Annotated in this window: 21 protein-coding genes; 12 read left to right on the top strand and 9 right to left on the bottom strand. The window is 59.4% G+C overall.

Annotated elements, in window-relative coordinates; translation table 11 throughout:
• Positions 1-329 precede the first annotated feature (329 nt).
• The 4 genes from nrdG (at position 330) to folB (ending at position 2,648) form a co-directional block, all read left to right on the top strand.
• A complete protein-coding gene (gene nrdG / locus DWW12_RS03780) occupies positions 330-911 on the top strand; it encodes an anaerobic ribonucleoside-triphosphate reductase activating protein (protein WP_117855067.1) in 582 nt (193 codons plus the stop codon).
• Between the two features lie 66 nt (positions 912-977).
• Positions 978-1,535 (top strand): GTP cyclohydrolase I FolE, encoded by a 558-nt coding sequence (folE, locus tag DWW12_RS03775; RefSeq protein WP_022094399.1) that lies wholly within the window; start codon positions 978-980, stop codon positions 1,533-1,535.
• 2 nt (positions 1,536-1,537) lie between these two features.
• Complete coding sequence (locus tag DWW12_RS03770; protein WP_172622418.1) at positions 1,538-2,119, top strand: HD domain-containing protein; 582 nt, start codon at positions 1,538-1,540, stop codon at positions 2,117-2,119.
• Between the two features lie 43 nt (positions 2,120-2,162).
• Entirely contained in the window at positions 2,163-2,648 is a 486-nt protein-coding gene (gene folB / locus DWW12_RS03765) for a dihydroneopterin aldolase (protein WP_199570673.1), read from the top strand.
• A gap of 6 nt (positions 2,649-2,654) precedes the next feature.
• On the opposite strand, the gene DWW12_RS03760 is transcribed toward folB, so the two are convergent.
• Both DWW12_RS03760 and DWW12_RS03755 read right to left on the bottom strand, forming a co-directional pair.
• Complete coding sequence (locus DWW12_RS03760) at positions 2,655-3,431, bottom strand: M48 family metallopeptidase (protein ID WP_158564372.1); 777 nt, start codon at positions 3,429-3,431, stop codon at positions 2,655-2,657.
• A gap of 74 nt (positions 3,432-3,505) precedes the next feature.
• A complete protein-coding gene (locus DWW12_RS03755) occupies positions 3,506-4,519 on the bottom strand; it encodes a dipeptidase (protein ID WP_117855064.1) in 1,014 nt (337 codons plus the stop codon).
• A gap of 120 nt (positions 4,520-4,639) precedes the next feature.
• Between DWW12_RS03755 and DWW12_RS03750 the strand changes: the two genes are divergently transcribed.
• The 3 genes from DWW12_RS03750 (at position 4,640) to DWW12_RS03740 (ending at position 6,531) form a co-directional block, all read left to right on the top strand.
• Positions 4,640-5,068 carry a peptidylprolyl isomerase gene (locus DWW12_RS03750; RefSeq protein WP_117855062.1) on the top strand — a complete coding sequence of 143 codons (429 nt, stop codon included), beginning with the start codon at positions 4,640-4,642 and terminating at the stop codon, positions 5,066-5,068.
• A 3-nt stretch (positions 5,069-5,071) separates the two neighbouring features.
• On the top strand, positions 5,072-5,650 hold the full coding sequence (locus DWW12_RS03745) for an urease accessory protein UreE (RefSeq protein ID WP_117855061.1): 579 nt from the start codon (positions 5,072-5,074) through the stop codon (positions 5,648-5,650).
• A gap of 83 nt (positions 5,651-5,733) precedes the next feature.
• Positions 5,734-6,531 carry an HAD-IIB family hydrolase gene (locus DWW12_RS03740; RefSeq protein ID WP_117855059.1) on the top strand — a complete coding sequence of 266 codons (798 nt, stop codon included), beginning with the start codon at positions 5,734-5,736 and terminating at the stop codon, positions 6,529-6,531.
• 15 nt (positions 6,532-6,546) lie between these two features.
• Here the strand turns inward: DWW12_RS03740 and DWW12_RS03735 are convergent, their stop codons facing one another.
• From DWW12_RS03735 to DWW12_RS03715, 5 genes are all read right to left on the bottom strand, one after another.
• Complete coding sequence (locus DWW12_RS03735) at positions 6,547-6,927, bottom strand: Fur family transcriptional regulator (RefSeq protein WP_172677978.1); 381 nt, start codon at positions 6,925-6,927, stop codon at positions 6,547-6,549.
• 61 nt (positions 6,928-6,988) lie between these two features.
• Positions 6,989-7,399, bottom strand: a complete 411-nt coding sequence (locus tag DWW12_RS03730) for an acylphosphatase (RefSeq protein ID WP_117655275.1) — start codon at positions 7,397-7,399, stop codon at positions 6,989-6,991.
• 2 nt (positions 7,400-7,401) lie between these two features.
• Positions 7,402-8,508, bottom strand: coding sequence for a Gfo/Idh/MocA family protein (locus DWW12_RS03725; RefSeq protein WP_117855058.1), 1,107 nt, complete (start codon positions 8,506-8,508; stop codon positions 7,402-7,404).
• A gap of 73 nt (positions 8,509-8,581) precedes the next feature.
• On the bottom strand, positions 8,582-9,118 hold the full coding sequence (gene rnhA, locus DWW12_RS03720) for a ribonuclease HI (protein WP_117637459.1): 537 nt from the start codon (positions 9,116-9,118) through the stop codon (positions 8,582-8,584).
• Between the two features lie 48 nt (positions 9,119-9,166).
• Positions 9,167-10,069 (bottom strand): LysR family transcriptional regulator, encoded by a 903-nt coding sequence (locus DWW12_RS03715; RefSeq protein WP_117855056.1) that lies wholly within the window; start codon positions 10,067-10,069, stop codon positions 9,167-9,169.
• A gap of 273 nt (positions 10,070-10,342) precedes the next feature.
• Here DWW12_RS03715 and DWW12_RS03710 point away from each other — a divergent pair, with 273 nt between their 5' ends.
• The 3 genes from DWW12_RS03710 to DWW12_RS03700 all read left to right on the top strand — a co-directional run bounded on the left by DWW12_RS03710 (position 10,343) and on the right by DWW12_RS03700 (position 13,134).
• Positions 10,343-11,653 (top strand): O-acetylhomoserine aminocarboxypropyltransferase/cysteine synthase family protein, encoded by a 1,311-nt coding sequence (locus DWW12_RS03710; protein WP_117855055.1) that lies wholly within the window; start codon positions 10,343-10,345, stop codon positions 11,651-11,653.
• 311 nt (positions 11,654-11,964) lie between these two features.
• Complete coding sequence (locus DWW12_RS03705) at positions 11,965-12,741, top strand: hypothetical protein (protein WP_117855053.1); 777 nt, start codon at positions 11,965-11,967, stop codon at positions 12,739-12,741.
• Between the two features lie 186 nt (positions 12,742-12,927).
• On the top strand, positions 12,928-13,134 hold the full coding sequence (locus DWW12_RS03700; protein ID WP_117770160.1) for a hypothetical protein: 207 nt from the start codon (positions 12,928-12,930) through the stop codon (positions 13,132-13,134).
• Positions 13,135-13,242: 108 nt separating this feature from the next.
• On the opposite strand, the gene DWW12_RS03695 is transcribed toward DWW12_RS03700, so the two are convergent.
• Complete coding sequence (locus DWW12_RS03695; RefSeq protein WP_233544222.1) at positions 13,243-14,157, bottom strand: ketopantoate reductase family protein; 915 nt, start codon at positions 14,155-14,157, stop codon at positions 13,243-13,245.
• Between the two features lie 117 nt (positions 14,158-14,274).
• Entirely contained in the window at positions 14,275-14,469 is a 195-nt protein-coding gene (locus tag DWW12_RS03690) for a hypothetical protein (RefSeq protein ID WP_117770158.1), read from the bottom strand.
• A 163-nt stretch (positions 14,470-14,632) separates the two neighbouring features.
• Here DWW12_RS03690 and DWW12_RS03685 point away from each other — a divergent pair, with 163 nt between their 5' ends.
• Together DWW12_RS03685 and DWW12_RS03680 are read left to right on the top strand one after the other, a co-directional pair.
• Complete coding sequence (locus tag DWW12_RS03685; RefSeq protein ID WP_117855093.1) at positions 14,633-15,823, top strand: aldo/keto reductase; 1,191 nt, start codon at positions 14,633-14,635, stop codon at positions 15,821-15,823.
• Positions 15,824-15,913: 90 nt separating this feature from the next.
• A complete protein-coding gene (locus DWW12_RS03680) occupies positions 15,914-16,933 on the top strand; it encodes a Gfo/Idh/MocA family protein (RefSeq protein WP_233544221.1) in 1,020 nt (339 codons plus the stop codon).
• The last annotated feature ends 89 nt before the right edge of the window (positions 16,934-17,022 follow it).

The raw sequence follows: 17,022 nt of genomic DNA, 5'->3' as shown, positions 1-17,022 counted from the left end.
GCGTGCGGAACTCATATCGAGCAAAAGCCCAAGCGGCCCTCTCGGCTCAGCCAAGTTGACGTAGCTGAGATGCAGCGCGCGGTCTGCTCACTCCTCGAAGTTCTTAGCGGAAATAATTCGAGCTGCAGCTGCGATTTACTTGCGATGGCGGTTGAGCCGCAACCCAGTTTTTATTAGACCACGAACCCTATACTCGATGTTCGCTTCGTTCATTGAGTTACCCTTTGCATGAGGCCGGGACATATCGTCCCGCCCGCAGTTTCGCAGGCCGCAGGCCGAGAATGTTTGAGGACGGGATGATATGTCCCGGCCTCTCGGGAGAGTTACCTATGAACTACGCGAACATTAAGTATTTCGACATTGCTGATGGAGAAGGCGTTCGTACTTCTCTGTTTGTGAGCGGGTGCCGTCGTGGCTGCAAGAATTGCTTTAACTCCGTCGCGTGGGACTTTGCCGCGGGCGAGCCGTTTGATCGTGCCGTCGAGGACAAGATTATCGAGAGCCTCGATCATCCCTTTATTGACGGCCTGACGATTCTGGGCGGCGAGCCTATGGAGCCCGAGAATCAAGCGGGGCTCGTTGATTTTGTCGAGCGTGTTCGCGCGGCCTATCCAGCGGGGTCGGGGAAGACTATTTGGTGCTTCACCGGCGATGTGCTCGAGGAGCTTATGCCGGGTGGTCGTCACCATACTGAGGTGACGGACCGTATCCTTGCCTGCCTCGACATGTTGGTGGATGGCCCGTTTGTTCAGGATCTTTATGATATCTCGTTGCGCTTTAGGGGCTCGAGTAACCAGCGTGTGATCGATATGAACGCTACGCGCGACCGCGCTGTGCGTGAGGGCGTTGCGCTTTGCGACGCTGTGGAGCTTTGGCGGGACGATCCAGTCTATTCGACCCATACTATGTAGCTTGTGGTCGATGCCGGAGGGCGTGGTACCATAGCGCGAACGTGAAATCGGAAAAGTGAGGCCCAGATGGTCGATCAGGAAAAAGTCGAGGCCGCCATTAAGCTGTTGCTTGAGGGCATAGGCGAGGACCCAACTCGTGAGGGCCTGCTGGAGACCCCGGCGCGCGTTGCCCGTATGTATGGTGAGATTGCCGGCGGCATGGACCAGAGTGCCGAGGAGCACCTGTCCAAAACCTTTGCCGTCGCTTCGAACGATTTGGTTATCGAGCGCGACATCACGTTCTACTCGCTGTGCGAACATCATCTGCTGCCGTTTTATGGCAAGGCCGCCATTGGTTATATCCCTAACGGTCGGGTGGCTGGGCTTTCCAAGCTCGCCCGCACGGTTGAGGTTTATGCCCGCCGTCTTCAGCTGCAGGAGCAACTGTGTGCACAGGTTGCCGATGCCCTCATGGATTATCTCGCTCCCCAGGGAGCGATTGTGTTGATGGAAGCCGAGCATATGTGCATGACGATGCGTGGCGTGCAAAAGCCCGGCACCAAGACCGTGACGCTTGCTCGCCGCGGCGTCTTTGAGACCGATCCCGCGCTCGAGGAGCGTTTCTTTAGGATGCTGGGCCGCTAACCATGAGAGTCGTCAACGACTTTACATCGAAGACCGATGAGGGGACGTCGCGTCGCGGCTTTATGGCTTCGGGCTTGGCCCCCTTTGGTGCCATGCCTCGCATTGATTACATTTGTGCCAACGGGCTGTTCCGGCGGCACCTGGGCAACATCGTACAGTTGGAATCGGGGCGCATCTTCTGCCGCCACGGTATTGACCATCTGCTCGATGTCGCTCGCATTATGTGGATCAAGAATCTCGAGGAACAGCTCGAATTTGACCGCGAGGTCATCTACGCCACGGCACTTCTTCACGATATCGGCAAAGATGAACAGTATGAATCGGGTATATCCCATGATGTTGCAAGCGAACGCGTCGCTGATGCGATTCTCGGCGGCATGCCCGATGACGTGGCGTTTGAGCCGGCCGATGCCGCAGCCATTAAGACGGCCATTCTGGGCCATCGAAAGCTGCGCGTGAACAGCCAACCGCTTGAGCGTCTGCTCTATGCAGCCGACAAAGCGTCGCGTGCCTGCTTTGCATGCCCCGCGCGCAACGCTTGCAACTGGAGCGATGATAAAAAGAACCTGTCGATTCGCGTGTAGTTAGTTTGCGCGGTCGGGGTTCTAAACGAAGGAGACGATCGCGTTGAGTAACAAGAAACTGCCCGAGAATGCAACCAAGACCGAAGGCGCCGAGCTCGCCCGCCGTGGAAGGGGCGAAATATCCACCGCAACGGCGGTGCCTCACGTGAGCTATGACGATTTGCGCCATGCCGATCGTATTGTCATTGACGGTCTTGAGGTTTTTGCCAACCATGGCGTGTATCCCGAGGAGAACGCGCTGGGTCAGAAGTTCATCGTTTCTCTGGTGCTCTATGCCGACCTGCGCGCGGCGGGGGAGCACGATAACCTGGATGCCTCGATTGACTACGGCTCGGTGTGCCACGATGTCGATGGCTATCTGCGCGAGCATACGTTTAAGCTCATCGAGGCGGCAGCCGAGGGGACAGCCCAGATGCTGCTGCGTCGTTACCCTCTGCTGCTTGGCGTGCGCGTTAAGCTCGATAAGCCTTGGGCGCCCGTCGGTCTTCCCCTGGCAAGCTGCGGTGTCGAGATCGAGCGCGTGCGCTAACTGGCCCTACAACTCGTTGACAGGTGGTTTTTTGAGTCGCTGAGACAGTGCTCTATTGTTGGGGCAGTATGTGTCGAGCAGGACGTGGAACCGCTGGTTGTGGCTTGGCTCGAGCAAGTGGACGAGCTCGTGGGCGACAACCATGTCGAGGCATTCGATGGGATAGGCGGCAAGTTCGCGTGCGATGCGAATGGCTCCGGTTTTGGGCGTGCATGATCCCCAGCGCGTTTTCATGCCGCGCACGGAAACGCGGGATACGGCGACGCCCATTGCGATTTCGTATGCGTGCACCATATCACGTAGCGCCGATGTGACTTCGGACGTATAGAGCTGATCGATGTGGGTCTGGAGTTCTTTGGGCGTTAGGCCGTCGAGGGCTGTGCGCTGCTTTGCCTGCGTGCACCCACTTGGCTCGTCGGCACCCATAAAACTTGCGAAGGTGGCCTGTTTGGGTCGCGGTGCGGGTGATGCAAAGTTGTGATCGAGTGCATCCTGTACCGTGATGGGCTTGCCCCAAAGTGCAATGATGGACGAGGGGCTGAGCGGCTCTCGTGCCGTCGCCTGACGTTGCTCGCGCTGGGCAAGTCGGCTGATAATCCAGGCGCTGTTGCGCTTCACAAACGCTTCGATACGCTCGCGGCTGGCGCCGATCGGTGCGCTGGCGTGGACCTCGCCGCTCGATGTGACGCGTAGGTTGAAGTTCTTGACGCGCTTTTTGGTAACGACGACGGGGATGGTCGTCCCATCCGGTCGGGATGCGGAAATCGTAAACTGCTGCGTCAAAAGCGGTCCTTCAGATCGGGGACGGGCCGGCATGTCGACCGTTCGGCATGCCGGCCCGCTCAAGGGATGTGAAATTAATAACGCTCGAAGAAGGCAAGCGCGTTGTCGCTGCAGAGCTTTTGCATCACGGTCTTGCCAAAATGCTTGGAAAGCATGTTCTGGAACTCGGGCATCTTGCTGGCATCGGAGAGGAAAGCGGGCACCGTGGCGCCGTCCCAGTCGCCGCCGAGCGCGATGACGTCCTCGCCGCCCAGGTCGAGCCAGTGCTCGATATGCGCCGCCAGCTGGTCGAAGGTGACGTCTGCGGCGGTCTTGTCGGTTGCGTCGTTGGAAAGGAACTCGCTGCAGTAGTTGAGGCCGACGATGCCACCCATGTCGCGAATGGTGCGGAACTGGTCGTCGGTAAGATTGCGTTTGGCGCCGCAAACCGCACGGGAGTTGGAGTGGCTGGCGACGAAGGGACGCGTGGCGCGGGCGGCGACCTCGTCAAAGCACTCATCGTTGAGGTGGGAGACGTCGAGCGCCATGCCGGCGTGCTCCATCTGCGTAAGCGCCTCGATGCCGGCGGCGGTGAGGCCGGCGTGGGTGTCGTGGCCGCTCGCGAGCGGTCCCTGCGCGTTCCAGCTGAGCGACGACATAAGCACGCCCAGGCTCTTGAGCACCTCGATCAGCGCGGGGTCCTCGGCAAAGAACGTGGCGTTTTCGATGGTGTGGATGCAAGCGACCTTGCCGTCCTTGAGCGCGGGGCGAATGTCTGCGGCGCTGCGCACGTTGACCATACGGTCGTGGTTGAGCATTGCCTGGCCGCTCATATGCGCCATGATCTGCGCCTGGAAGCGCGCGGCGTGGGCGGTGGGAATCTCGTCGGGGACAAACGTGGCGAAGCACTGTGCCCACGGCGTGTTGCCGATCTTTGCGAGCGAGATGGCACAGGCGTTACCCTCGATGAGGTCGAAATCTTGCGGATGCGTTTCGTCGCCGGGGAAATAACCGTCGGTGCCGGCGGTAAAGCGCAGGTCGAGATCGAGCGTGGCCCAGCCGATTCGGTCGGCAGTGTCGCAGTGTAGGTCAAATACGGGATATGCCATGGTTCCTCCGGTTGCAGCGTTTCTTTGCAAACTGTCATTGAATTGTATGACTAGGGTATAGTTAGCGCCATATGTTCACGGCGGCCCGCGTTGTGCGCCGCCCTTATCACGGAGGTTATCATGTCCAACCAGGGCAAGAAGGTCAAGACCCATTATCGCGGCACGCTCGATGACGGCACGCAGTTCGATAGCTCCTACGATCGCGGCGAGCCGCTGGAGTTCACCTGCGGCGCCGGTCAGATGATCAAGGGCTTCGACGCCGCTGTTGTCGACATGCAGGTGGGCGAGAAGAAGACCGTGCACATTCCTGCTGCCGATGCCTACGGCGAGCGCAATCCCGAGATGGTTATTACCTTCCCGGCCGAACAGGTTCCCAACATCGAGCAGATCGAGAAGGGCATGAAGCTTTTCCTGTCCACGCCGAGCGGTATGCCCGTCCCCGCCGTGGTCATCGACGTGACGCCTGAGGCCGTGACGCTCGACGCCAACCACGAGCTGGCCGGCAAGGACCTCAACTTTGATATCGAGCTCGTCGAGGTCGAGGGCTAGAGTATGCCTGAACGCTTGGTTTCGACGACATGCTTGGGAAATCTCAACGATCCGTCCTATGAACTCCTACTTCGCCGGGAGCTGGGCGGTGTCTTTGAAGTTGACGAGCTCCTGCTCGATTGGGACCAGGCTGATGCGCGCACGTTTGTGGGCGTGACGGAGCTGGGGCGCACGATCGATGTTCGGCTGGATACTGCCGACGGCGGTCGTCTTGCCGATGGCGACGTGCTCACCATTGACCGTTCGGGCAGGGTGCCCGTGGTGGTTGTCGTGCGCCTGCGCAGCGCCGAGGTCTATTTGGTCGAAGTCGACCGCATGGATCCGATTGCGCTCGCGCATGCGTGCTGGGAGATCGGCAACATGCATGCGCCGCTCTTCCGGGGCGACTCGGACGAGCATACCGTGCGCATGTATACGCCGGTGCAGCCGGTTTTGGGCCGTATGCTTCGCGGCGTCGAGGGAGCTCGAATCTCGATCGTTTCGCGCGAGCTCGATGCGGGCCGACGCTTTGCGTCGAGCGCGGCCGATGTTGTCGTGAGCATGGCTCCGGACTTTACCATCGTTAAAAAGACGCGCGACTAAGCGCGCGTATGCGCAAGACGGGCTTTGAGGGGTGACCGATCAAGGTCCGTCTTGCTGTTGATAGGAGGCTTTGGGGGAAGCATATGGGTCTTGAGGGAATCAAGCTGATTGCATGCGATTTGGACGGCACGTTGCTGCACCCGGGGGAGCGCGAACCGCGTTCCGAGGCCTTTGAGCTTATCGATGAGCTGCATCGTCGCGGTATCGTGTTTATGCCGGCGAGTGGCCGTCAATATGCGAGCCTGCGCTACCTGTTTGCCCCGGTGGCCGATGAACTCGCCTATGTATGCGAAAACGGAGCCCTGGTCATGAGCGAGGGGCGTGCCGTGGTCAAGCGTTCTATGGAGCGTGGCCTGGCCATGGATATCGCGAATGCCGTGGTTGCGTACCCCCATGCCGACGTGACCCTTTCGTGCAAGGGACACCTCTACACCATGAGCAGCAACGATGCGTTTGTTGACCACCTGCGTTATGAGGTCCATTGTGATGTGGCGGTAGTCGACCGTCCCGAAGACATTGACGAGGATGTCATTAAGATTGCCTTCCAGACGCCCGGGGCGGAGCAGCCGGCGGCGCTGGAGTATTTTGTGCGTCGCTTTAGCGACCGGGTCGATGTGATGACGTCGGGAACCGAATGGACCGACTTTATCGGCTTTGATTCGGGCAAGGGGTCCGCGCTTGCCGATTATGGTTGTGCGCTGGGGATCTCACCTAACGAAATGATGGCGTTTGGCGATAACGAAAACGATCGCGACATGCTCAACGTGGTGGGCCATCCCTATCTGATGGAGAGCTGCAATCCCAGCATGCGCGGTGTCAATGACCGTGTCCGCTACGTGCGCACGGTCGAAGAGGAGCTGCGTCGTCTACTTGCTGAGTAGGCATGTCCCAAACATCTACCGGCAGTCGGGGCAGAGACCCTCGAAGATGGTGTAGTGCGACGTGACGTGCCAGCCGATTTGCTCGGACGCCTTGGCGTCGAGCTGGGCATCGAAGGGGAGCGGTACGTCGATGACGCGGCTGCATGAGGTGCAGATGATATGCGCATGCGGCTCGATCGTGCGATCGAAGCGGCTGCCGCCCGGCGTCTTGATGGAGAGGATCTCGCCGGCGTCGGCCAAGAGATTGAGATTGCGGTAGACCGTACCGCGGCTGATTTTGTCATCCTGTGCGCGCACGACGTTGTAGATTTCGTCGGCGGTGGGATGGTTGTAGCTTTGGCGCACGGCGTCAAGAACCAGCTTTCGCTGCCTGGTATTCCTTCTTTGCACCGCCATGCGCCTCGCCTCTTTTCTACAAACGGTTGTAGGTAAATGATACCGTATTTAGCACACAATACTAATAACGAGGAATGAAGCTGTCTTCATTGGCAAGTGGGGCTTGGGCCTGGGCTTCTACGAGGCGAAAGCGCGTTCCCATGCGCTCGTAGGAGGCATGAAGCGCCTCGAGATGAGATAGGATGTTTGCCGGAGCTCCCTGTATCTCCATCTCGACCGAGCCGTCTTCCATGTTGCGCACCCAGCCGGTGAGTGCGCGTGCCTGTGCGAGGTTGGTGTTGGTGAAGCGAAAACCAACGCCCTGGACTTGCCCCGCCCAGCGCAGGAAATAGCGCAGGGGAGTGTCTTGAGTGGCCTCGTCGCTTGCGAGCACAGTAAGCCTGCGGCGCAACTCGAGCTCAATGTTTGATGGTTTTTGAGGCTCTCGACTGCCGCCGGTGACGCTGGAGAAGAACGCATCGAAGAAGCCCATCGCTAGGCCTGCTTGCCTGCGTCGGACGGGAAGGTAATGCCGGCCTGCTGGCGCACGGCATCCATGATGCGCAATGAGACGAGCGTGACATCGCGGTAGTGGCCAAGTTCGTGACGTCCCGCCGGGGTCTCCCAAATCTCCTCCTTAACGTTATCGATGCCGCCGATGGCGGTGATAAAGTCTGTGAGTTCGTATTCCATAGTGTTGCTCGATTTGGGCAGGTCGAGCACGCGGCCGTTGTCGCCCTGTTCGCGCGGTGCCTCGGTCGCCGAGCCGCATACGACATCGCCGCGATAGTCGATGCGGACATTGCGGGGCGTGGACAGATGGTCGATCTGGATAGTGCCACGCTCGCCTTCGATCTGCGAGGGCAGCAGGTCATTCGTAATTTTGGAGTGCGCAAGTTCGACGGAGATGCGCCCTCCGCCATAGCTGGCGAGGATGGAACCGCAACCGTCGATGGGGCCGTGCGTGAGCCGTCGCGTGGTGGGGTCGAGTAGAGTAGTCATGCTCGTAAGGCCGGAGGGCATGCCGAAAATCTCGACCATGGGCTCGACGGCGTAGACTCCAATGTCCATGAGGGAACCCGATGCCATATTGCAGTCGAAGATATTGGTGGCGCGCCCCGCGAGAACCTCGTTGTAGCGCGAAGAATACTTGCCAAAGCGCAATGAGGCGCGGCGGATGGGGGCGATCTCGCTCAGGACGTCCTCGATGGCGTGGAAGGCGGGATCGTGGAGGGGACGCATGGCCTCGAGGGCCACGACACCTGCTGCCTCGGCAGCGAGGAAGACTTCCAGAGCCTGCGCTTCGGTGGCGCAGAAGGGCTTCTCGACGATGACGTGCTTGCCACCGGCGATGCAGGCAAGGGCCTGCTCGTAGTGGAGCGCATTGGGGCTGCCGATGTAGACGGCGTCGACGTCGGCGGCTGTCGCGAGCTCATCGAGTGAAGTAAAGTTTCGCTCGCCACCGCGCTCGGCGGTAAAGGCAGCACCGCGATTGGCATCGCGTGAAAGCGTGCCCACAAACGCGGCTTGGTCGTTGGCGTTGACGACTTGGATAAAGTCGTCAGTGATCATGGATGTGCCGATGGTCGCGATGCGCAGCATACGTCCCCCTTGCGTTGTTTGGTCTACAGGATGAGTGTAGCGCGTGGGGATATAAAGCTGCGCGAAAACGCTATTACAGGTCGCTCTCGTTAAAGCCGGTGTCGATATCGAGGTTGCTGCCGTCGGCCGCCGTGGTGGCGAGCTCATCGCAGCGCTCGTTGAGCTCGTGGCCGGCGTGACCCTTAACCCAGATGAACTCAACCTTGTGCTTGCTTTTGGCGGTGAGTAGGCGCTCCCACAGGTCGCGGTTCTTGACGGGCTGCTTGTTGGCGGTTTTCCACCCGCGCTTTTTCCAGCCGTCGATCCAGTGCTTGTTAAAGGCGTTGACGACGTACTGCGAATCGGAATGGACTTCGACCTCGCAGGGGCGGTTGAGTGCCTCGAGCGCCACGATAACGGCCATGAGCTCCATGCGGTTGTTGGTGGTCTTGGCGTAGCCGCGCGAAAGCTCGGAGGTAAAGGTCTTGCCGGCGGGGTTGGTGTATTTGAGCACGGCGCCGTAGCCGCCGCGTCCCGGATTTGATCGGGCCGAGCCGTCGGTGTAGATGATGACCTTCACGGGTTTCCTTTCGTTGGGTACGTTTCGTGTGAGTGACCATTGTAGCGCCATGCCCGCCGGGGGCCAGCAATCTACGATTTCTGCCCCGTCTTCCGACTGTTAGCTGGCATGGATGATGCGGTTGAGCTCGTCGAGGTATTGCTGCAAGAGGAGAGAGGGCTTGCGCTCGTCGTGCATGATGTAGCCAACGTGCATCGTTGGGGCGTCTGCTAACGGGATCGATGCCATGCCCCATTGCATTTCATTGGAGAGGACACCGGTCGACAGGGTGTAACCGTTCGACGTGATAAGTAAGTTGGTAAGTGTTCCGCGGTCCGAGATTCGTATGTTGCGGTCGCAAGGGATATAGCTAAAGGGTTCCTCGGCGTAATAGAAGGAGTTTGAGGTTCCCTGCTCAAAGCTGTAGCGCGTATAGGGCGTGAGGTCGGCAAGGGACAGTTGAGGGCGGCGTGCGAGCGGATGGCGTTCGCTGACGAAGACGTGGACCGTCGCGTCGAAGAGGGAATGGAAGCTTGCGCGGGCATCGGCGAAGGCTTTCTGCAAGACACGGGTATTAAAGTCGTCCAGATAGAGGATGCCGATGTCGCTGCGAAACGCGCGCACGTCGTCGATGATCTGCGATGTGGTGGTCTCGCGCATGATGAACTCGAACTTGCTGTCGCGGCAGCGCTCGACTACGTTGACAAAGGCCTCGACCGAAAAGGCGTAGTGCTGGGCGGAAATGGCGAGGCGGGCTTGCGGGGTGCCGCCGTCCTCGTAGCGTGCCTCGAGCATATCTGCCTGCTCCACGACCTGGCGCGCATAGCCTAAAAGCTCGGTACCGTCGTTGGTGAGCGTGACGCCGCGGCTGGAGCGCGTAAAGATCTCCAGATGGAGCTCCTGCTCGAGGCTTTTGACGGCGTTGGAGATATTGGACTGTGCGGTATAGAGGCGCTGCGCTGCGGCGTTAATTGAGCCGGATTCTGCCACGGCGATAAGAAAGCGAAGCTGCTGGAGGGTCATCGGCGCCCGTCCTTTCGATAGCTATCTAAAAAACCGATAACAGGCTAGCGCTTTTAAGTGATTGACTGAGGGAGACGATGCTCGTACTATTCAAAACACACAAAGGCGGTAGGTAATTAAGCCGACCACGGAACCGGGATGCGAAAGGAGGCCCGCATATGAATTGCTTACCAAGACGAATGCCGGGCTCCTGTTTGCGCCCGTCGGCGTGATCAGGAGACAGCGACTTACTTCTCTCTTTTTATTTACTTTCGTTCGATCAAGGAGATCATCATGAGCCAGTTCATCAACAACCCCGAGCACACCTTTGGTTTCGATACCCTGCAGCTTCATGTTGGCCAGGAGAGCGCCGACCCCGCATCCGACTCCCGCGCCGTGCCTATCTACCAGACCACGAGCTATGTGTTCCGCAACTCCCAGCACGCCGCCGACCGCTTTGGTCTTGCCGACGCCGGTAACATCTACGGCCGTCTGACCAACTCCACCCAGGGCGTCTTTGAGGACCGTATCGCCGCGCTCGAGGGTGGCGTGGCCGGTCTTGCCGTCGCCTCCGGTGCCGCTGCCATCACCTATACCCTGCAGGCTCTTGCCCAGGCTGGTGACCACGTGGTGGCTCAGAAGACCATCTACGGTGGCTCCTACAACCTGCTCGAGCATACGCTCTCCCAGTTTGGCGTCGAGACCACGTTTGTCGATGCTCATAACCTGGAAGAGGTTGAGGGTGCCATCAAGGACAACACCACGGTCATCTATCTCGAGACGCTCGGCAACCCCAACTCTGACATCCCCAACATCGACGCCATCTCCGAGATCGCCAAGAAGCACGGTCTGCCGGTTGTCGTCGACAACACCTTCGGCACCCCGTATCTGTTCCGTCCGCTGGAGCATGGCGCCAATATCGTTGTCCACTCCGCAACCAAGTTCATCGGCGGCCACGGCACCTCGCTGGGCGGTGTGATCGTCGACGGCGGTAACTTCGATTGGAAGGCGAGCGGAAAGTACGCCCAGATCGCCGAGCCCAACCCCTCCTACCATGGCGTCTCGTTTGCCGAGGCTGCCGGTCCCGCCGCCTTCGCAACCTATGTCCGCGCCATCCTGCTGCGTGACGAGGGTGCCTGCATCAGCCCGTTCAACGCCTGGGTCCTGCTCCAGGGCACCGAGACCCTGTCGCTGCGCGTCGACCGCCATGTCGAGAACACCAAGAAGGTCGTTGAGTTCCTTGCCGGCGACAGCCACGTTGCCAAGGTGAACCACCCGAGCCTGCCTGAGCACCCCGATCACGAGCTCTATCAGAAGTACTTCCCCAACGGCGGCGCCTCGATCTTCACCTTTGAGATTAAGGGTGGCCAGGAGGCTGCCTGGAAGTTCATCGATCATCTGCAGGTGTTCTCGCTGCTCGCCAACGTGGCCGACGTCAAGTCGCTCGTCGTGCACCCGGCTACCACCACGCACTCCCAGCTCTCTGCCGAGGAGCTCGCCGAGCAGAACATCACGCCCTCCACGATCCGTCTTTCCATCGGTACCGAGAACGGCGAGGACATCATTTGGGATCTGAAGCAGGCCTTCGCCGCGCTGGACGAGTAAGGCGACTTGTGCAAGGACCCCTTGCGACTCGATAGGTATAACTGCATAAATGCCTGCTCAAGGCGCCTGCGCAAGCAATGGTTGCGCAGGCGTCTTTTTTGCATAGGAAGGGCGCTATTACAGGGTTTTTGGCATGCTTTATGCATTCGAGTTGTGGAAAACTCCTGTTGAGAGGATGTGAGTTTTACGCAATTGACGTGCGCCTTTTGAGTAAAACCGCAGGTCGCGATTTGCTCGAGGTACTATGCAGCGCGATCGAATCACACGCAGCTCAAACGCAGCAAAAACGCACTACGGAGGTTTCCAGCTACATGAGGATCGATTCACGAAAACCGAAAGCCGCTGCCCTTTCCGCCGCTCTGACCGTGGCACTTTTGGCAGGCGCCGGCGCAACTGATGCCCACGCGGCAACACTGTCCGATACGGTTGGATCTACGCCGTCCGAGGCGACGCTGGTACAGCCCGTTGATTATCGCGGCGATGGTTATGGTTCCATGCAGGAGTGGAACGCCTCGATGGAGGCCAAGCGCGATTCCCTTGAGATGCGCGCTCAGATCATTATGAATATGTATGGTGACTATGCCACCGATGACGAGCACGCTGTGCTGCAGGGTTGTATCGATGGTGCGGGCAGCCTTTTGACGATGGGGGAGGTCGACGCGAAGTCGACCGAGCTCGATGAGCTGCGCACTGCGCTTGAGAATGCCAAGCGCGAAGCGCTCGAGGCCGCCGCAGCCGAGGCGGAGGCTGCCGAGGCCGCCCAGGCTTCGTACTACAACGCCGGCTCTGGCTCGTCTTACACGTCTGCTGCGTATTACGCGAACGGCTCGGGTCTGACGCGCTCGAGCGGCGTCAATAACTATAACGGCCGCCGCGAGACTTATTACAGCAGCAACGTGTTGTATCACCACCGCACGGGCGAATGGACGCAGGATTCCGAGGGCTTTTGGCGCGATTCCGATGGCTACTACGTCGTTGCCGCGGGCGATAAGGCCCAAGGCTCCACGTTTACCGGTTCCAAGGGCGAGTGCAAGGTCTATGACTCCGGCTGTGCTGCCGGAACCACCGACTACTACACTGGCTGGTAATTTTTCTGCATCACGGATATTTGGCGGATGGGCGTCTTTACCGAGCTTTAGGGCAACGTAAGGACGCCCGTTCTATGTATGCGTTTGAGTTAACAGAGCGCTTACCGTGGCAGTACGCCGCGCATATGGGCGCGGGGCACACTAGTTCATGAGGAATAAGGTCTTTCTCGTGGAGGAAGTGGTCTTGTGAACGCTCGAGATGTTGCCATTGCCGCCGTCGCATTGGTGCTTGGCTGCCTTGGTCCTACGGCCGCGCTCGTTGCGGGCATGCAGGGGTCTTGTGGGGCTGCCTCTATCGTGGTCAGTGCGTTGGTCGCGGCCGCACTGCTGGGAAGTGCGGGTGTAGTCCTTTGTCGCGATGATGAGGACCAGGCGTCGGAGTCGCAGCTCTAACCGTCGGGACATCGACTACTGGTTATAGATGAAGATGAAAGCCGCCGTAAGGGGAGTGCTCCTTGTGGCGGCTTTGCTGTTGAGCCTGTTGACGTGGTGAGCCGGGCGCTACCAGCTTTTCTCGATATCGCGGATGCGCTGATAGAGCCAATCGTTTTGCGGCACTTGGATATCGTGTTTGACGGCCAGGCGGCAAATGGTGCCCGCGAACTCCTCGACTTCGGTTTTTCGTTGCGCGATGCGGTCCTGCGCCATCGAGGGCATACCGGTGGGGTCGATTCCCTCGATGAGGTGCACCATCTGCGTCAGGTCTGCCTCGGTCAGCTCAATGCCCTCGGCGTTGGCGACCGCAAGCGTTTCGCGCATGGCAGAAACAAGGCAGCGACGCTGCTCGGAGCCCGGCTCCGTGGCGCTTCCGTAGGTCCCGCCGTAGGCCATGCACGTCTGGTTGATGCCGTCGTTGAGCATGAGTTTGGCCCACATGCGGTGCGCAACGTCGCTCTCGACGGTATGGGCGATGCCGCAGCGCGTGTAGAGCTCGTCGATGGCGGTGACGGTTGCGAGCTCGGTGCCGGCCGCCGCGCCAAAGCGGATTTCGCCCGCATTGGTAAAGGTGAGCTCTCCGTTGAGGAACACGGCGTCCATGCCCTGGCAAATACCAAGAACGGTATGCTCCCAGCCAAAGCGCTCGGCAATCTTCTGCTCGCTCGTAATGCCGTTACACAGCGAGGCGATGAGCGTATTGGGTCCCACGACGCGCTCCATAGTCTTGAGTGCTTGGTTGAGTCCAGTCGTCTTGACCGTGAGAATGACCAGATCGGCGGGCGTTGCCTCGCTGGCGCGGACGGACTTGAGCGCACAGGGCTTGCCATTGACGGTGAGCGCATCGCCCGCGTGACGCTCAAAACGGGCGTCATCCATAACGTATTCGACGGCGTCGTTGCCGAGTGCCTGGGCGATCATACTGCCGTAGAGTAGCCCGACGCCGCCCTTGCCGATAAAGGTGACCTTGTTGATCTGCATGTGAATTATCTCCCCATATAAAAGGTGCCCGCGTAAGGGGCGCCTGATGGATTGTATGCCGCCAGCGCACCTTGTGCATGCAGGGTGGCGATTTTTAAATGAATGGACGCGTGGAGCTTACGCTGCGGGGCAGACCGCGAAAACGCGTGCGGGATATCCAACGCCATCGCGCACCTTGGGGAAGGTGCAGAAGATGACGGCGCCTGTGGCGGGAAGCTCGTCCAGATGGTCCATGACCTCGATCTGATAGCGGTCGACCGAGAGGATGTACTGCTCGCCGGGGCAGGGGTGGGCGTCCTCACGTGTGGTCACGGTCGCCTCCTTTCATCGGGCTTTTTGCTGATGTTAAAGCGGTGTCGTGACGGCTCGATTTCTGCTGCGTTACGATACGTTCTCGATTGCGATTCCACGATGTTTCGGCCGCGTGACCATTGTGTTTCGCCTTGCCGGGGCGCTGATGGCGAAGGGAGGGGCCGTGCAATACCGCGTTGACCCCAAAAGTGGTAACCGAATATCTGCTCTGGGTCTGGGCTGCATGAGGTTTCCCGGTTCGCCGGGACACCCCGATGCGAAGACAGCCGATGCCATCATTTCCCATGCGGTGGAGCAGGGGATTAATTATCTGGATACTGCGTATCTCTATCCCGGTAACGAGGCGTGCGTGGGCGCCTCACTTGAGCGCTTGGGGCTGCGCGACCGGGTGTTGCTGGCGACCAAGTTGCCGCACGCTTCGTGCAAGTGCGCGGAGGATTTCGACCGGTTCTTCGACGAGCAACTGCGTCGCCTGCGGACCGACCATATCGACTATTACCTTATGCACAACATCACTTCGCCCGCCCAGTGGGAGCGCGTGGTGGCGTTAGGCATCGAAGACTGGATTGCGCACCAAAAGGCTGCGGGGCGTATTCGCCAGATAGGTTTTTCGTATCACGGCAGTGCGGCGGACTTCCTCACGATGCTCGACGCGTATGACTGGGATTTTTGCCAGATTCAGTACAACTACGCTGGAGAGCGCTACCAAGCGGGAACGGCGGGACTTATAGCAGCCGCCGAGCGCGGGCTCGCGGTGTTTGTGATGGAACCGCTTTTGGGCGGACGCCTGGCGGGCAAGCTGCCTCCGCGGGCCCGCGCCGTGCTCGATGACGTACGCGATCCGTACCTGAAGACGCCGGCTGCTTGGGGCCTTTCGTGGGTGTGGAACCATCCTCAAGTCACGATGCTGCTTTCGGGCATGACCGATACCGCTCAGGTGGACGAGAACGCGGTGCTGGCCGATCGGGCCCTGCCGGATTCGATGACAGCCGCTCAGCTCGATACCATCGCACGCGTGCTGGCGGAGTTTGAAAAATCGAATCGCGTGCCCTGCACGGGATGCGGCTACTGCATGCCATGTCCCAAGGGTATTAACATTCCCGGCTGCTTTGCCGCTTACAACGCGAGCTATGCGCACAGCTGGTTTACGGGGCTGTCGCAATACTTTACGGCGAGCGCGGTGCGCACGAGCGAGCCCAAGCTCGTGAGCAATTGCGTCAAGTGCGGCAAATGTGCGCGTCACTGCCCGCAACACATCGATATCCCCGAGCGTCTCGACGACGCGCGCCGACGTTTCCAGCCTGGCCCCGTAACGGCCGCGCTTAAAGTCTTCAGCAAAACTCGCTCCTCATGACCCTTTTATATCTTGTGATGGAATAGTTCCTGTTTGCGGCAGAATAGGGCGATAGCAGGAACTATTTCGTCGCAACTGAAGGGGGCTGTCGTGGGCTATCGGGATTCATGTGATGATTTGCGTGAGGTTCGTTGGGGCGTTTTGGGCGCTGGGCACATTTCGCATCGATTTGCATCGTCGCTCAAGAAGGTCGACGGGGCACGGCTGGTGGCTGCGGCCGGCCGCACTCCTGCACATGTCGAGGAATTTTGTCGAGCGTTTTCGGTCGATGCTGCGCACAGTTATGTCACGGCTGACGATGGCGGCGATGCGGCTTATGATGCGCTGATTGCCGACCCCGATGTCGACGCAATCTACTTGGCTCTTCCGCATGGTATGCATACGCGTTGGGCCTGTCGCGCGCTGCGCGCCGGAAAGGCCGTGCTGTGCGAAAAGCCGGCCGTTTTGAGTGAGGAAGAGGCTCTCTCGATTGCCTCCGCCTCTCGCGAGTGCGGCGTGCTGTTTATGGAGGCGATGAAGAATCGGTTTTGCCCGATGCGCACTCGCGTGGAGGACTTGCTTGCGTCGGGCGAGTTCGGCTGTATCGTCTCGATCGAAAGCGTGCAAAAACTCGATTATGGTGAGTTCCCTTCGAGTTATCTGCTCGATCCGTTGCAGGGCGGCTGTCTATATGACATGGGCTGCTATGCGGTCGGGTGGTTTGAGGATCTGCTTGCGGGTGCGTGCGATGTTTCGTCTCGTGAAGTTCGCTGGCGTGACGTATTAGGCGGCCGCGTGGATTGGGCCGATGAGATCCATATGAGTGTCGGCGGTATACCCATTCATATGGTGTGCGACGGCAAAGCAGCATATGAAAGCCGCTTAATGATTGCTTGCGAACGGGGTTCGGTGGAAATCGAGCGCCTCCATCGCCCCGAGCTCGCCCATGTGAAGTACTCCGACGGACGAATGCTCGAAATTAATGCCCCGTTTGATGTCGATGATTTCTACGGCGAAATTCAGCATGCGACGCAGCTCGTCCAGACGGGAGAGCTTGAAAGCCCCGTTATGCCTCTTGCCGCCACGCAGCGCTGCGCGCAGATAATCGATGCGATTCGCTTGACGCTCTAGGCTGCGGTGCTGGTGCTCAAGGGGGCTCGGCGGACCTTGCCCCTGATGCCCCTTTTATATCTTGCGGTGGAATACGGTCTGATTGCGCC

Source organism: Collinsella sp. AF14-35, assembly GCF_003464565.1.
GTDB lineage: Bacteria > Actinomycetota > Coriobacteriia > Coriobacteriales > Coriobacteriaceae > Collinsella.
Note: the sequence above shows the minus strand (reverse complement) of the source record. Positions and strands in the feature narration are given on the sequence as shown.

Excerpts from the sequence above, each read along its gene's own strand:
- nrdG (WP_117855067.1), top strand. The coding sequence starts at position 330 with ATGAACTACGCGAACATTAAGTATTTCGACATTGCTGATGGAGAAGGC.
- folE (WP_022094399.1), top strand. The coding sequence starts at position 978 with ATGGTCGATCAGGAAAAAGTCGAGGCCGCCATTAAGCTGTTGCTTGAG.
- DWW12_RS03770 (WP_172622418.1), top strand. The coding sequence starts at position 1,538 with ATGAGAGTCGTCAACGACTTTACATCGAAGACCGATGAGGGGACGTCG.
- DWW12_RS03755 (WP_117855064.1), bottom strand. The coding sequence starts at position 4,519 with ATGGCATATCCCGTATTTGACCTACACTGCGACACTGCCGACCGAATC.
- DWW12_RS03750 (WP_117855062.1), top strand. The coding sequence starts at position 4,640 with ATGTCCAACCAGGGCAAGAAGGTCAAGACCCATTATCGCGGCACGCTC.
- DWW12_RS03745 (WP_117855061.1), top strand. The coding sequence starts at position 5,072 with ATGCCTGAACGCTTGGTTTCGACGACATGCTTGGGAAATCTCAACGAT.
- DWW12_RS03740 (WP_117855059.1), top strand. The coding sequence starts at position 5,734 with ATGGGTCTTGAGGGAATCAAGCTGATTGCATGCGATTTGGACGGCACG.
- DWW12_RS03735 (WP_172677978.1), bottom strand. The coding sequence starts at position 6,927 with ATGGCGGTGCAAAGAAGGAATACCAGGCAGCGAAAGCTGGTTCTTGAC.
- DWW12_RS03730 (WP_117655275.1), bottom strand. The coding sequence starts at position 7,399 with ATGGGCTTCTTCGATGCGTTCTTCTCCAGCGTCACCGGCGGCAGTCGA.
- DWW12_RS03725 (WP_117855058.1), bottom strand. The coding sequence starts at position 8,508 with ATGCTGCGCATCGCGACCATCGGCACATCCATGATCACTGACGACTTT.
- rnhA (WP_117637459.1), bottom strand. The coding sequence starts at position 9,118 with ATGGCGCTACAATGGTCACTCACACGAAACGTACCCAACGAAAGGAAA.
- DWW12_RS03715 (WP_117855056.1), bottom strand. The coding sequence starts at position 10,069 with ATGACCCTCCAGCAGCTTCGCTTTCTTATCGCCGTGGCAGAATCCGGC.
- DWW12_RS03710 (WP_117855055.1), top strand. The coding sequence starts at position 10,343 with ATGAGCCAGTTCATCAACAACCCCGAGCACACCTTTGGTTTCGATACC.
- DWW12_RS03705 (WP_117855053.1), top strand. The coding sequence starts at position 11,965 with ATGAGGATCGATTCACGAAAACCGAAAGCCGCTGCCCTTTCCGCCGCT.
- DWW12_RS03695 (WP_233544222.1), bottom strand. The coding sequence starts at position 14,157 with ATGCAGATCAACAAGGTCACCTTTATCGGCAAGGGCGGCGTCGGGCTA.